At 66.9% G+C, this 14044-nt stretch carries 11 protein-coding genes; 6 read left to right on the forward strand and 5 right to left on the reverse strand.

Features of this window, described 5'->3' with window-relative positions; all coding sequences use genetic code 11:
* Genes OU419_RS15020 through OU419_RS15040 form a run of 5 tightly spaced genes read right to left on the reverse strand, consistent with a single transcriptional unit; the run spans window position 1 to window position 5966 of the window.
* Window positions 1–1194 carry an amidohydrolase family protein gene (locus OU419_RS15020; protein ID WP_254476562.1) on the reverse strand — a complete coding sequence of 398 codons (1194 nt, stop codon included), beginning with the start codon at window positions 1192–1194 and terminating at the stop codon, window positions 1–3.
* Between the two features lie 19 nt (window positions 1195–1213).
* Window positions 1214–2287 (reverse strand): amidohydrolase family protein, encoded by a 1074-nt coding sequence (locus OU419_RS15025; protein ID WP_254476563.1) that lies wholly within the window; start codon window positions 2285–2287, stop codon window positions 1214–1216.
* A 30-nt stretch (window positions 2288–2317) separates the two neighbouring features.
* A complete protein-coding gene (locus OU419_RS15030; protein WP_254476564.1) occupies window positions 2318–2698 on the reverse strand; it encodes a hypothetical protein in 381 nt (126 codons plus the stop codon).
* 2 nt (window positions 2699–2700) lie between these two features.
* The gene (locus tag OU419_RS15035; protein ID WP_254476565.1) at window positions 2701–4347 is read right to left on the reverse strand and encodes an FAD-dependent monooxygenase; all 1647 of its coding nucleotides are present in this window, start codon (window positions 4345–4347) and stop codon (window positions 2701–2703) included.
* On the reverse strand, window positions 4344–5966 hold the full coding sequence (locus OU419_RS15040; RefSeq protein WP_254476566.1) for a bifunctional 3-(3-hydroxy-phenyl)propionate/3-hydroxycinnamic acid hydroxylase: 1623 nt from the start codon (window positions 5964–5966) through the stop codon (window positions 4344–4346). Before OU419_RS15040 ends, OU419_RS15035 begins: the two co-directional genes overlap by 4 nt.
* Window positions 5967–6228: 262 nt before the next feature.
* On the opposite strand from OU419_RS15040, the gene OU419_RS15045 reads away from it, so the two are divergent.
* The 6 genes from OU419_RS15045 to OU419_RS15070 all read left to right on the forward strand — a co-directional run bounded on the left by OU419_RS15045 (window position 6229) and on the right by OU419_RS15070 (window position 14030).
* Window positions 6229–6843, forward strand: coding sequence for a TetR/AcrR family transcriptional regulator (locus OU419_RS15045; RefSeq protein WP_254476567.1), 615 nt, complete (start codon window positions 6229–6231; stop codon window positions 6841–6843).
* Between the two features lie 79 nt (window positions 6844–6922).
* Window positions 6923–8005, forward strand: coding sequence for a VOC family protein (locus OU419_RS15050; protein WP_254476568.1), 1083 nt, complete (start codon window positions 6923–6925; stop codon window positions 8003–8005).
* A 142-nt stretch (window positions 8006–8147) separates the two neighbouring features.
* Window positions 8148–9101: a fumarylacetoacetate hydrolase family protein gene (locus tag OU419_RS15055; protein WP_254476569.1), complete on the forward strand. Its 954-nt coding sequence runs from the start codon at window positions 8148–8150 to the stop codon at window positions 9099–9101.
* Window positions 9101–11002, forward strand: a complete 1902-nt coding sequence (locus OU419_RS15060) for an acyl-CoA synthetase (RefSeq protein WP_254476570.1) — start codon at window positions 9101–9103, stop codon at window positions 11000–11002. The genes OU419_RS15055 and OU419_RS15060 overlap by 1 nt, the downstream gene beginning before the upstream one ends.
* A gap of 47 nt (window positions 11003–11049) precedes the next feature.
* Window positions 11050–12066, forward strand: a complete 1017-nt coding sequence (locus tag OU419_RS15065) for an MBL fold metallo-hydrolase (RefSeq protein ID WP_254476571.1) — start codon at window positions 11050–11052, stop codon at window positions 12064–12066.
* Between the two features lie 113 nt (window positions 12067–12179).
* Window positions 12180–14030 carry a DUF1302 domain-containing protein gene (locus OU419_RS15070; protein WP_254476572.1) on the forward strand — a complete coding sequence of 617 codons (1851 nt, stop codon included), beginning with the start codon at window positions 12180–12182 and terminating at the stop codon, window positions 14028–14030.
* Window positions 14031–14044 lie beyond the last annotated feature (14 nt).

Here is a 14044-nt window from a genome sequence, read left to right on the forward strand (position 1 = left end):
TCAATCCTTCAAATGTTGAGCCAGGGCGGCGAACGGCTTTCCGGCGCTACGGCCGAGCCAGTGCAAGGTGGACTCTTCCTCGAAACGCGGCGCCGCCGCCACCGCCTCGCCCGCCGCAGCGAAGCGTGGGAAGAGGCTCAGGGCGTGGCTTCGGCGGATGCCCGCCAGCGCCTGGGCGCTCCATATGCCGCTGGCGGCGAGCGTCGTCATCTGCTCGGCGACCAGCAGCTGCGGGGCAAACGGGAAGTCGCTGCCGAACAGCAGCTGGCTCGGCTCCACCAGCTCGCGCAGCACCGCCATCGATGGCGCCGCCGGGGCCAGCGCGGTGTCGAAGTAGAAGCGCCGCAGGTAGCTCATCACCCCCAACGGTGCCTGTTCCTGGAACTGCGGCAAGGCGTTGGCCAGCGATATGCGCCAGGCCGCATAGGGCAGGAAGCCGCCGGCATGGGCGAGAATCCAGCGGATGCGCGGATACTTCTCCAGCGTCCCGCTGAGAATCAGGTTCACCGCGGCACGCGTGGTATCGCAGACGAACTCCAGCAGGAAGCCGGGCGCGGCCAGGCCGAGTTCCCCGCTGCTCGGGTGCAGGTTGGGATGGAGGAACACGCTGGCTTCGCGGCGGTCCAGTTCGGCCATCAGCTCATCGAAGCGGGCATCGCCAAGAAACACTCCATCGTTGCTGGCCAGCAGCACCACACCGTCGGCCTTGAGCACATCCAGGGCGTGCACCGCCTCGGCGCAGGCGGCGTCGGTAGCCGGCAACGGCAGGCAGGCGAAGCTGCCGAAGCGCCCGGTGTGGCGCTGGCCCAGCTCGGCGGCGAACTCATTGCAGCGTCGTGCCAGGCCGGCGGCGGCGCGAGCATCGCCGAACCAGACGCCGGGCGACGACAGCGACGTGATCGCCGTACGCACACCCTGCGCATCGAGCAGGGCCACCGAGCGCTCCGCCGACCACTCCGGCAGGCCCACGCCGGTGACTCGTTCCAGCCCCTGGCGGCGCAGCGCCTCGGCATAGAACGGCGGCACGATATGGTGGTGCACGTCGATATGCCCTATAGCGAGCGGCACGGCCGCCGGCGAGGGTCCGGGCGCATCGCCCGGAACCGCGCCCGGAGCCAGTTTCGGCAATTCGTCGGCAAGCAGCGAGGCGCTGGCGAGCACACCCGCACCAATCACGAATTCACGGCGTTTCATGCTGTTCTCCCGGCCAGGTTCAGCGGCTGCGCACGCGTTCGACGTAGGCGCCCAGGGGCCGTGTGAGGCTGCGCTTCATGCGGCTGGCGAAGGACTCGCCGCTGTAGATCGGCGCCGCTACCACGCGCTCGTCGGCCTGGCGATACTGCGGGAACAGGCTCAGCGCATGGCCGCGGCTGATCCCGTAGCGCTGCTCGTCGGACCACAGAGGGTTCTCCTCCAGGGTCTGGCAGGACAAGGTCGTGACCGGCGCCGGAGCGAACGGGAAGTCGCTGCCGAAGAGAATCTGCGATGGCTCGACCAGCTCCTTGAGCGCAGCCATCGAATAGCGCGACGGCGACAGCGCGGTGTCGTAGTAGAAGCGCTTCAGGTAGGTCATCACCCCTTGCGGCGCCTTGTCCTGGAATTGCGGCAGTGCATTGGCCAGTGAAACGCGCCAGGCCACGTAGGGCAGGAAGCCGCCGCCGTGGGCAAGAATCCAGCGAATGCGCGGGTACTTTTCCAGAGTGCCGGTAAGCATCAGGTTGACCGCCGCACGCGTGGTATCGCAGAGAAACTCCACCAGGAAGCCCGGCGCGACCATGCCCAGCCGCTCGCTGGTCTCGTGCATGTTCGGATGGACGAAGACGATGGCCGCGCGGCGGTCCAGCTCGGCCATCAGCTCATCGAAACGAGCGTCGCCGAGGAATACACCATCGGTGCTGCCCAGCAGCACCACGCCCTCGGCCTTGAGCTCATCCAGGGCGCGGATCGCCTCGCGGCACGCGGCTTCGGTGAAGGGTGTCGGCAGCACCGCGAAGTTGCCGAAGCGGCCCGGATAATCGTCGCGCATCTGCGCGGCGAAATCGTTGCAGCGCATGGCCAGCTCGCGGGCCTGCACCACGCCACCGCCAAAGTGCACACCCGGCGCAGACAGCGAGGTGATCGCCGTCTGGATGCCGTTGAGGTCCATCACCTCGATGGACTTCTGCGCTGTCCATTTCGGCAGCGGCGCTCCGGCCACCATGTCCAGGCCCTTGCTCGTCATGGTCTCGACGAAGGCCGGCGGGATGATGTGGTGGTGCACGTCGATTCGACCTTGTTGGATCGTCATTATTGTTGTCCTTGTATGATCCGACGGGCCTCAGGCGGCCCGCGCTATCTTCATGGCTTCGTTGAACCACAGGGCTACCGCGAAGCGCCCTTGCAGCCGGCACTGGCCAGCCTCGATGGCGCGCAGCATGTCGGTCTCGTCGCGGCTGAGCATCACCCGCAGCGCATCGCCGGCGGTCTGCCAGTGCTGGACGAAATCCGGCCGGCGATGCTCGCCACGGTGCAGGCTGAGCACGCCGCCACGCAGTTGGTAGTAGCCGACTACGCCATCGGCGGTACGAATCTGCAGCACGAAGGACTCCTCGTGCAGCAGCTCGCGCAGGCGCGCCGAACGGCGTTCGGCACGACGCAAGAGGGGAATGGACGCCAGCAACAGCAGGCGCAGCTTCAGCGAATCGAAGAACAGGCTCATGGTCAGCGGGCTCCGCGCAGGCGGTTGAACAGCGAGTAGCAATCGACCGGCAGGCTGTCGCCACGCCAGCACACATGCTGGTCCGGGCGCACCAGCACGAAGCGCCGCTCGTACAGCGCACCCAGGTCTTTCTCATGGATCGGCAGCACTTCCAGCGGCACCCCGCACTCACGGGCGGCCTCCTGCAGCGGCACGCAGGAGGAAGCATCTGCGCCGAACGCCAGCAGGGTGAAGCCAGTGCGGGACAACTGGTCGAACAGCGCCGTGCCATCCTCGCGGAATCCGCTGGGCAGGCGCGCACCCGACCAGGTTGTAGGGTTGTAGTGGATTTCCTCGTAGGGCGGCTCGCTGGCGGTGTCGACCTCGATCACCGGCGAGCCGTGGTAGCGATAGCCGATCTCCACACCCAGCGATTCGTAGAGCCGCGACACCTTGCGCTCGAACTCGCGGCCCGCGGCCAGGCGTGCCGCGTCGCCAACCGGCCCATCGGCGAGCAGGGCGTGGTCCACCTGCATCTGCGCCTCGAAGGTCGCCGCCGCGCATTTCTTCACGTGGTCGCGGTTGCGCCGCGCCACTGGCAGGCGCTCCGCTTCGTAGCTCTCCAGCAGCCGGGGCCCGCCCCAACCGGCCAGGCAGGCGGCAAGCTTCCAGGCGAGGTTGTGCGCTTCCGCCACCCCGGTATTCATGCCCAGGCCGCCTGTGGGCATGAACTGGTGGGTAGCGTCGCCGGCGATGAACACCCGCTGCCGGCCGAATGAACGCGCCACCAGGAATTGCGGACGCCACGGCCCGGATTGCACGATCTGGTAGTTCAGCTTCACACCCAGGGCGCTGTCGATCACGCTCTCCAGCGACTCTCCCGGACGCGGCGCGAAGGGCCTGTGCAGCACATAGTCGTTACGGCTGGCATCGGGCGACACCAGCAGGCCACCGAAACCCGGACGGGTCAGCCAGGTGTGCCAGTACGGCTGGGCGTTGGGGAACAGCCCGGCGATCTCGTCCGAGCGCAGGTGAATGATGAACAACTCGCCAACCAGGTCCCGCGTGCCGTCGTAATCGATGTTGAGGAAGTTGCGCACACGGCTGTTGGGGCCGTCGCAACCCACCAGATACTGGGCGAAGAACTGCTGCGACTCACCGCTATCCACCTCATGGGCCAGGGCCACGACCCCGGTGGAGCTCTGCTCGAAGCCGTAGAGGCGCCAACCCATGCGCAGCTCGATGTTGGGGTCGGCCTCGACCTCCGCCATCAGCACCGGCTCCAGGTACATCTGCGCGATACGCTGCATCGACTCCAGCGGCAGGCTGCCGTCGCGGCAGGCACGGATTGCCTGCTCGGCCTGGCTGACCGGCTGATAGATCAGGTGGCGGTCGGACATCACCGAATAGAACGGCCCACTGGCGGAAGCCGCCAGCGCCGAATACTGGTTGGCATCCACCGGGTTGCCGGCAGCGCGGATGCGCTCGGCCAGGCCCAGTTGGCGGAAGATTTCCATCGAACGGCAGTTCACCACGTCCAGCTTGGGATGGCTGGTGGTTTCCCGACGGTCGTTGAGCAGAACCGAGCGCACGCCCAGGCGGCTGAGATTCAGCGCCAGGGTCATGCCCACGGGGCCGGCGCCGCTGATGAGAACGGGGATGTCGATCATGCCGCCACTCCTTGCAGTTGATTGGTCTGGCGGGCCAGCGCAAGCCCCGTGAGGAAGCGTTCGGCAACGCTGCCGAGCTGGCCGGCGCGGCCGGCGTCGAAGACATAGCGGTCAGGGCGGATCAGCACGAAGTCCATGTCGGCTTCGTCGAACCAGTGCCGCAATGTACCGCTGGGGTCGCCCAGCACCGCGCCGGCCGGGTCGTCGGCGAACTCCAGCAGGCGCAGGTCCACCGCCTGCGCCAGGCGTTCCAGCACCGCACGCCGCCCGTCCAGGCAACCACGCCGGGCCAGCACGGCGAAACCGTGGCCGAGGGCATTGTCGAGCAGCACCTGTTCGCCCTCCTCGCCCCGGCTTACCCGGGGCTGCAGGGCCAGGTGCCCGGACAGCCTGTGGCCCCAGCCGCAGAAACCGGCGGCCAGAGGCTTCTTGCGATTGGCCTTGTCGGCGAACGCCTTGTTGACGAATGGCAGCAGGCCGGCGGTGCGGAACAGCAGCCAGTCGCGCAGGAAGGCTACGCCCCGGTGGCGGGTCTGGATGATGTTGCCCAGGAACATCGCGCCATTGATGATTTCCCGCACATGCGCCGAGCGCTCCGCCTCGTAGTCATCGAACAGCCGCTCCTGGGCGATGCCGCGCAGCACCAGGTCCAGGCGCCAGCACAGGCTGCTGGCGTCGCGGACACCCGAACACATGCCCTGGCCAAGGAACGGCGGCATCTGGTGTGCAGAATCGCCGGCCAGGATGATCCGGCCGTTGCGCCAGTCGTTGGCCCACAGGCCGTGGAACTTGTAGTAGGCGATGCGGGTGATTTCAATCTTGTCGAGATCGACGAACTCGCGCAGTTGCTGGCGTACCAGATAGGGATCGGTCGCTTCGCGCTCGGACTTTCCACCGGTCACCATGAATTGCCACTCGTAGTATGGGCCGGCCATCGGCACGTAGGTCACCGGCTGGGCCGGGTTGCACACCTGCGAATGGTTGGCGGGCAGCAGCGCGTCCTTCTGCCCGGAGCGGGTCTTGGTATCGACCACCACCCAGGCTTCATCGAAGTCGGCCGACTCCAGGCGCAGCCCCGCCTCGCGGCGGACGAAGCTCTTGCCGCCGTCGCAGCCGATCAGGTAGCGGCCGTGGAACACCCGCTCACTGCCATCGCGCTGCACGGCGGTGGCACGCACGCCATCGGCGTCCTGGGCCACCGCGGTGACGCGGCATCCATAGACCGGCGTGACGTTGGGATAGCGCTTGAGTCCATCGTGGAAGTGCCGTTCCAGGGTCGGCTGGTGGAACCACCAGGCTCCGGGATGGCCATAGCGGCGATCCTGGCTGCCGATGCGCGAACGGGACACCGGCTTGCGGCCAGGTCGCAGGATGATCTCCATGTCGGTGAACGATTCGCTGGTACGGCCGATGTCCTCTGCCAGGCCGGCGAACTGGAAGATGCGCATGATCTCGTCGTCGAAATGCACAGCACGCGGCGCGTAGTAAAGATCCTCGTCACGCTCCAGGCCGACTACCGACCAGCCATAGCGGCCCAGCAGATTGGCCAGCACGGCGCCGGTGGGGCCGAGGCCGACGATGATGACGTCACATGTTGTAATTGTTGTGGACTCTTGCATTGCTTGCTCCAAGGGAAGACATCGCCGAGCCATTTTGAACACTCGTGTTCAATTCAGTCAATCGGAGATCGACTCTTCCACCAGCAACCGCCCACGACCCGTCTGCCAGAGCCTTCCTCGCATTCGTTCGGAATCCGCTTTTCCGCCAGACAGCGCGGAGAGGCTGCGGAAATCGGAAAAACTGGCGACCGATAGACCTTATTGACTTATTTTGAACGCACGTGTTCAATCGCTCCAAGCTTGACGTTGGAGCCGTCTTTTCATGGATACCCTCAACCCCGTACAACGCCGCATCCACCAGGCCGCGCTGCGCCTGTTCGCCGAGAAAGGGGCCAATCAGGTGAATATCAGCGACCTGGCGCAAGAAGCCGGCGTCGCCCGGGGCACCATCTACAACAACCTGCAATCGATCGACGATCTCTTCCAGCATGTGGCCAGCCATCTCGCCAACGAGATGCACCAGCGCGTGGTGAAGAGCTTCGGCGCGACTTCCGACCCGGCGCTGCGCCTGGCCAACGGCATGCGCTTCTTCATTCGCCGCGCCCACGAAGAGCCGCACTGGGGAGCGTTCATCAACCGCTTCTCGATGAGCGACGAGTCGCTGCGCGGCATGTGGTACGGCCCGCCGACCGCCGACCTGCTCAGCGGTCTGGCCAGCGGGCGCTACAACTTCCGCGAGGAGCAACTGACCTCGGCCATTTCGATGATCGCCGGTTCCGTGCTCGGCGCCATGTTCCTGGTTCTGGAGGGTCACCGTACCTGGCGCCAGGCTGGCAGCGACGCGGCGGAACTGACCCTGCGCGCGCTTGGCATCGCGCCGGAGGAAGCACGCAGCCTGTCCACTGGCGAACTGCCGGCGCTACCGCTGCCGGACTGATACCCACGCATCAGCCAACGCCCCTTTTCAGGGGCGCAGGCGAAGCCTTGCCTGACGAAAGCCACGGAGAACAACAAACATGAGCCGTCACGCCACTCTGGCCACGCCGCAGCCGAGCCGCCATCCGCAGCCGACGGTGAAGGCCCGCGCGCTGGCCCACCTGATATTTCAGCGGCCCGATCTCGCCGAGGCCGAACGCTTTCTCGGCGACTTCGGCCTGAACCTGGCCCGCCGCGATGCCGACTGTCTGTATCTGCGCGGCACCGGGCCGGCGCCGTACTGCTATCGGGTGGAACGGGGGGAACAGGCGCGCTTCGTCGGCTTCGGCCTTTGCGTGGCGACTCGCGACGACCTGCAACGCCTGGCCCGGCTGCCGGGGGCCACACCGATCCAGCCGTTGACCACTCCGGGGGGCGGCGAACGGGTGAGCCTGCGCGACCCGTCGGGATTCGTCGTCGAGGCGATCCACGGCCAGCAGCCGGCACAGGAGCTTGTGCATCGCCCGGCCCTGCCGCTGAACCAGGTGGACGACACCCCGCGGATCAACGCGACCCAGCGCCCGCCGGTGGCGCCGCCGGAGATCATCAAGCTCGGCCACGTGGTGCTCGAAGTGGCCGACTACCAGGCCACCTGCGCCTGGTACACCGAGCACTTCGGTCTCATACCCAGCGATGTCCAGGTGCTGCCCGACGGCTCCCCCGCGGTGGCTTTCATGCGCCTGGACCTGGGCGACGCCCCCGCCGACCACCACACCCTGGCTCTGGCTCAGGGCTTCATGGCCGCCTACAGCCACAGCGCCTACGAAGTGGTGGACGCCGACGCCGTGGGCATGGGCCAGCGGGTACTGCGCGAGCGCGGCTGGAAGCATGCCTGGGGCATGGGCCGGCACATCCTCGGCAGCCAGATCTTCGACTACTGGCAGGACCCGTGGGGTGACAAGCATGAGCACTACTGCGACGGCGACCTGTTCACCGCCGAACGCCCCACCGGCCTGCACGCGGTAAGCCCCGAGGCCATGTCGCAATGGGGCCAGCGCATGCCCCGGAGTTTCACCAAGCCGGCGATGAACCTGCAGAAGTTCCGCGCCCTGCTGCACAACCTGCGGCACAGCCCGGACCTCACGCTGCGCAAGCTGGTCACGCTGGCGAGGATGTTCGGCTAGGACAGCCCGCGTGCTCCGCCGCCGTCCGCCCGGCTGCGCCGTCCTGCTCATCGGCGCGGCGCTGCAGGGGCGCGGCGGACAACCCCAGACAACAACAATTGCCGCCCCGGCGCGGCCAACCGCTGTACCAGGAGTCGCTCCCATGCCTGTCCACGTAGTCCGCTTCGAACACCAGAACGAAACCCGCTGGGGCGTTATCCGCCAGGGTCGCATCACGCCCCTGCCCGGCAACTTCGCCAGTACCGGGGACCTGATCCGCCAGGTGCGCGCCGAGGACCTGATCGACCTGCGCGGCGACGAGTTGGCGGTAGAGTCAGTGAAGCTGCTCTCGCCTGTCACCCGCGACCAACAGTTCGTCTGCCAGGGCGCGAATTACCGCCAGCACATGATCGAGTCCGGCATGGACCCGGACGCCAAGCACTTCAACATGATTTTCACCAAGGCGCAGAGCTGCATCGTGGCCGCCGACAGTGACCTGATCAAACCGCGCCAAGTGCGCTTCCTCGACTACGAGATCGAGCTGGGCCTGGTGCTGCGCCGGGAAATCACCGGCAAGGTCACGGTGAACGACGCCAACCTGCACGAGTTCATCGCCGGCGTGGTGATCGTCAACGACTACTCCGCCCGCGACATCCAGATACCGCAGATGCAGTTCTACAAGGGCAAGAGCTTCCGTACGTTCGGCCCGGTTGGCCCTTACCTGTGCCTGTTGCAGAAGAACGACATGCGCTACCTGAAGGACCTGCAACTGCGCCTGACGGTCAACGGCGAGGTGCGCCAGAACGACAGCACCGCCAACCTGGTGCATGGCCCGGCAGAAACCTTGAGCGAGCTGTCCGGCGTACAGGACTTCGCCGCCGGCGACCTGATCGCCACCGGCACCCCCGCCGGCTGCGCACTGTCGATCCCCTCGCCGGCCAAGCAGCGCATCGCTGCGCTGCTGCCCGAGCGCGTCAAGTGGCAAGCCTTCCTCAAGGCCCAGGCCCAGCGTCCGCAATACCTCAAGGCCGGCGACCTGGTCGAGGCAAGCATTCGCAGCGCTGACGGCGCCATCGACCTGGGCGTACAGCGCAACCGCGTGGTGGAGCAAGCCTGATGGCCGTCAAGACCCTAGCCGACATCCACGAGCTGGAGAGCGTTCCGCTGGCCCGCCGCGAACTGCCCGCCAGCACCTACGAAGCTCTGCGCCGCTGCGCCGCGCAGCATGGTCCGGCGACCGCCTTGAGCTTCTTCCTCGAAGCCAGGGAATTCCGCCGTACACACGACTGGAGCTACGCCGAACTCTTCGCCGACATAACCCGCGCGGCCAATGCGTTCCACCGCCTGGGCATCGGCCCGAAGGATGTGGTCGCCTTCCTCCTGCCAAACCTGCCGGAAACGCACTTCGTCATCTGGGGCGGCGAGGCCGCCGGGATCGTCCTGGCGATCAACCCATTACTGGAGGCCACGCAGATCGCCGACCTGCTGCGCGCCGCCGACGCCCGCGTGGTAGTGACCCTGGCGCCGACGCCCGGCACCGACCTGTGGCCAAAGCTCGCCAGCCAGCTCGATCGCCTGCCCGGCATACGCGATGTGCTGTGGGTGAGCATGGCGCCCTACGTCGGTGCCGTGCCCGCCCTCGCGCTGCGCTGGATGGCCCGGCGCGAACGCAAGCGCCACCGCGAACTGCGCATCCACGACCTGCAGACGCTGATGCGGCGTGAAAGCGGCGAGCGCCTGAGCAGCGGGCGCGTCATCCGCGCGGAAGAGCCGTCGTCGTACTTCTGCACCGGCGGCACCACCGGCCTGCCGAAGATCGCCATGCGCAGCCACGGCTCGGAAGTCTTCAACGCCTGGGCGATGGCCGCCAACATGCAGCCACGCCGCCCCGGCCAGGTGATCTTCTGCGGCTTGCCGCTGTTCCACGTCAACGGCCAACTGGTCACCGGCCTGATGCCCTGGACCCACGGCGACAGGGTGATCATCGGCACGCCCCAGGGCTATCGCGGCGACGGCGTGATCGCCTCGTTCTGGGCGATGGTGCAGCACTTCGGCATCAACTTCTTCTCCGGTGTGCCGACCGTCTACTCGGCCCTGCTGCAACAGCCCAGCGCCGGCCACGACCTGTCCAGCCTGCAATATGCGCTGTGCGGCGCGGCACCCATGCCGGTTGAGCTGTTCCGCGAGTTCGAGCGGGTCGTCGGCGTGCGCATTCTGGAGGGTTACGGACTCACCGAAGGCGCCTGCGTCTCATCGAGCAACCCGCCGGACGGCGAACGGCCGATCGGTTCCATCGGCCTGCGCCTGGCCTACCAGGGCATGCGCGCGGTGATCCTCGACGAACAGGGTGCCTATCGCCGCGACGCCGACACCGATGAGGTCGGGGTAATCGCCATCCACGGGCCGAACGTGTTCCTCGGCTATCTCGACGACAGCCACAACAAGGGGCTGTGGATCGACATCGAAGGCCGCCGCTGGCTCAACACCGGCGACCTCGGCCGGCAGGATGCGCGGGGTTACTTCTGGCTGACCGGACGCAAGAAGGAACTGATCATTCGCGGTGGACACAACATCGATCCGAAGCAGATCGAGGAAGCGCTGCAGGCCCACCCGGCGGTGGCCCTGGTGGCCGCGGTGGGCAGTCCCGACCCGCACGCCGGCGAGATTCCCGTGGCCTACGTCCAGCTCGCCACCGGCCAGCGCGCCGACAGCACCGACCTGCTGGATTTCGCCAACCAGCGAATCAGCGAGCGAGCCGCAGTGCCCAAGCGCATCGAGATTCTCGACGCGCTTCCGGTGACGCCGGTGGGCAAGATCTTCAAGCCGGCGCTGCAGCAGCGCGAGATCGCCCGGGTGATCCGCCAGGAGGCCGACAACCAGGGGCTCGCCGATATCGCCGTGGAGGTGGTGCAGGACGCACGGCGCGGCATGGTGGCCAAAGTCCGCGCCGGCACCGGGCGCGATGCCCTGGCCCGCGCGCTGGGCCGCTACAGCTTCGCGGTGGACTGGCACGGCTGACCCACCCCGCTACGCACCGCAGAACAACAATAATCAAAGGAAGTGCCATGCGAAACCGATTCTCCCCTGCTCTCGCCCTGCTGCTCGTCCTGATCCTGCCCGGCTGCGAACGCGTGCAGGACGCGGCCCTGGATGCGATGGCACGCGACCGTAGCGACCAGTCCCTGCTGCAATCGGGCAACGGCCTGCGGGTGATCCTCTGCGGCACCGGGTCGCCCCAGGTCAACGCCACGCGCGGCCAGGCCTGCACACTGGTGGCCGCCGGCGGCCGGCTGTTCCTCTTCGATGCCGGCGAAAACGCCATGCGCAACCTGGAAACCAGCCACGTGCCGGTACAGGCGCTTTCCCAGGTATTCATCACCCACTGGCATTCCGACCATTTCAACGGCCTCGGCGCGCTGATCAACCACGGCTGGGTCGACGGCCGGCGGACGCCGTTCCTGGTCTACGGCCCGCCAGGCGTCGAGGCGGTCGTCGGCGGGCTGGCCCAGGCTTACGGGCAGGACGCCAGCTTCCGCAGCGCCCACGGCCTGCCGAGTACGTCGCGGCAACTGGCCTTCGCCGAACCGCGCCGGGTGGAGATCGCCGCCGGGCAGGAGTCGGTGCGGGTCTATGACGAGGGCGGCGTGACCATCGATGCTTACCGCGTCGACCACTTCCCGGTGGATCCGGCCTACGGCTATGTGCTGCGTTACCAGGGCAAGAAGCTGTTCATCAGCGGCGATACCCGCGTCAGCGAGCGCTACTTCGAGGCGATGCGCGACGCCGACCTGGTGGTGCACGAGGCGATCAACACCCACCTCATCCACGAAGGTGCCGCCGCCCTCGAACGCACGGGCCAGAAAACCCGCGCGGAGCAGGCGTTGCACGTACTCGACTACCACGCCGACACCCTGGAACTGGCGCGCATGGCCCAGCGTGCGGGCGTCCGCCACCTGCTGCTCACCCACCTGATTCCGGCCCCGGACAACTTCCTCGCCCGGCGACTTTTCGTCAGCGGCATGGCCGATGAGTATTCGGGCGAAATCACGCTCGGGGAGGACGCCCTCGACCTGAGCCTCTAGAGCGATACCGCGACAACTTCATCAACTGGCCCGCGCGATTCGGGCCAGCGGGGACCTGCTGCGCCCGAAAAGTGGCCGGCATACGACAGAACAACAACAAGAGGTCGTGTCAGATGAACCGCAAATCAACCGCCTTGCACCTGCTCGCGCTACCCGCCGCCATCGGCCTGGCCAGCTATGGCGACAGCGCGCACGCATTCACTTTCTCCCTCGGCGAGATCGAGGGCCAGTTCGACTCCAGCCTCTCGGTTGGCGCCAGTTGGGCCATGCGCAACGCCGATGCGGAGTTGCTGCACAGCCACAGTTCCGACGATGGCAAGCGCAACTTCCGCGAGGGCGACACCTTTTCCAAGGTGTTCAAGGGTATCCATGATCTGGAGCTGAAGTACGGCGACTCCGGCGCCTTCGTCCGTGGCAAGTACTGGTACGACTTCAAGCTCAAGGACGAGCACCTGCACTTCAAGGACATCGACGATCACGGCCGCGAGGAAGGCGCCAAGTCGTCCGGCGGCGAGTTCCTCGACGCCTTCCTCTACCACAACTACAGCATCGGCGAGCTGCCCGGCACGGTGCGCCTGGGCAAGCAGGTGGTGAGCTGGGGCGAGAGCACCTTCATCCAGGGCGGCATCAACACCATCAACCCTATCGACGTCGCCGCGTTCCGCCGCCCCGGCTCGGAGATCAAGGAAGGCTTGATCCCGGTGAACATGTTCTACGTCTCGCAGAACTTCAGCGAGCACCTGTCCGCCGAGGCGTTCTACCAGTTGCAGTGGCAGAAGACGGTGATCGACAACTGCGGCACCTTCTTCTCCACCACCGACGTGATGGCCGACGGCTGCGACGGCCTGGCCGCAGGCCCGGTGATCAACCAGAACCCGCTGGCGGTCCAGGCACTGGCGCCACTGGGCGTCAACCTGACCGACGAAGGCATCGTCATTCCCCGCGCCAAGGACCGCGAGGCCCGCGACGGCGGCCAGTGGGGCACCGCGCTGCGCTGGTTCGCCCCGGAGCTGGACAGCGAGTTCGCCGGCTACTTCATCAACTACCACAGCCGCCAGCCCTACCTCAGCGTGCGCAGCGGGCCGCATGCCGCCGACCTGGGCTTCGCTCCGCAACTGTGCGGCAACCTCGGCGTGCCGGGCGCCATGTGCGGTGCGTTGATGAGCGGCGCCGCCGGGCAGCAGTTGACCCCGGCTTACCGCCTGGGCAGCGCGGAGTACTTCGCCGACTACCCCGAAGACATCCAGCTCTACGGTCTGAGCTTCAGCACCAGCCTGCCGACCGGCACCACGCTGGCCGGCGAGATCAGCTATCGGCCGAACATGCCAGTGCAGATCAACCCGGTCGACCTCGTCACCGCGACCCTGGGCATTCCGGCACTGACGCCGGTGTACGGCGACGCCCCCGCGCCGTCCAACGACACGCTGCTCAAGGGCTACCGGCGCAAGGAGGTGACGCAGGCGCAGGTCACCGCCACGCATTTCTTCGACCAGGTGATGGGCGCCGACCGCCTGACGGTGATTGGCGAGATTGGCGTCACCCACGTTGGCGGCCTGGGTGGCGACGACGAACTGCGCTACGGCCGCAGCCCGGTGTTCGGCCAGGGCGCGCTGTATCCCGACAACAGCCTTTGCACTGGCAACAGCGCCACCCCGCAGTACTGCAACGACTCGGGCTTCGTCACCAGCACCGCCTGGGGCTATCAGGCGCGAGCGATCTGGGAGTACGCCAACCTCATCGACGGCGCCACCGTGCGCCCCAACCTTGCCTGGTCCCACGACGTCCACGGCTATGCCCCGGAGCCGGGTTTCAACCAGGGCGCGCGAGCGATCAGCGTCGGTATCGATGGCACCTACCTCAACACCTACAACATGAGCCTTTCCTACACGAACTTCTTCGGCGGTAAGTACAACGTGAATACCGACCGGGACTTCCTTGCCCTGAGCCTTGGCGTGTCGTTCTAAGCGGAGACAACCCG

It is taken from the genome of Pseudomonas triclosanedens, assembly GCF_026686735.1.
GTDB classification, from domain to species: Bacteria; Pseudomonadota; Gammaproteobacteria; order Pseudomonadales; family Pseudomonadaceae; genus Pseudomonas; species Pseudomonas triclosanedens.

Coding starts and splice junctions, on each gene's coding strand:
- OU419_RS15020 (WP_254476562.1), bottom strand. CDS start 1,194: ATGAAACGCCGTGAATTCGTGATTGGTGCGGGTGTGCTCGCCAGCGCC.
- OU419_RS15025 (WP_254476563.1), bottom strand. CDS start 2,287: ATGACGATCCAACAAGGTCGAATCGACGTGCACCACCACATCATCCCG.
- OU419_RS15030 (WP_254476564.1), bottom strand. CDS start 2,698: ATGAGCCTGTTCTTCGATTCGCTGAAGCTGCGCCTGCTGTTGCTGGCG.
- OU419_RS15035 (WP_254476565.1), bottom strand. CDS start 4,347: ATGATCGACATCCCCGTTCTCATCAGCGGCGCCGGCCCCGTGGGCATG.
- OU419_RS15040 (WP_254476566.1), bottom strand. CDS start 5,966: ATGCAAGAGTCCACAACAATTACAACATGTGACGTCATCATCGTCGGC.
- OU419_RS15045 (WP_254476567.1), top strand. CDS start 6,229: ATGGATACCCTCAACCCCGTACAACGCCGCATCCACCAGGCCGCGCTG.
- OU419_RS15050 (WP_254476568.1), top strand. CDS start 6,923: ATGAGCCGTCACGCCACTCTGGCCACGCCGCAGCCGAGCCGCCATCCG.
- OU419_RS15055 (WP_254476569.1), top strand. CDS start 8,148: ATGCCTGTCCACGTAGTCCGCTTCGAACACCAGAACGAAACCCGCTGG.
- OU419_RS15060 (WP_254476570.1), top strand. CDS start 9,101: ATGGCCGTCAAGACCCTAGCCGACATCCACGAGCTGGAGAGCGTTCCG.
- OU419_RS15065 (WP_254476571.1), top strand. CDS start 11,050: ATGCGAAACCGATTCTCCCCTGCTCTCGCCCTGCTGCTCGTCCTGATC.
- OU419_RS15070 (WP_254476572.1), top strand. CDS start 12,180: ATGAACCGCAAATCAACCGCCTTGCACCTGCTCGCGCTACCCGCCGCC.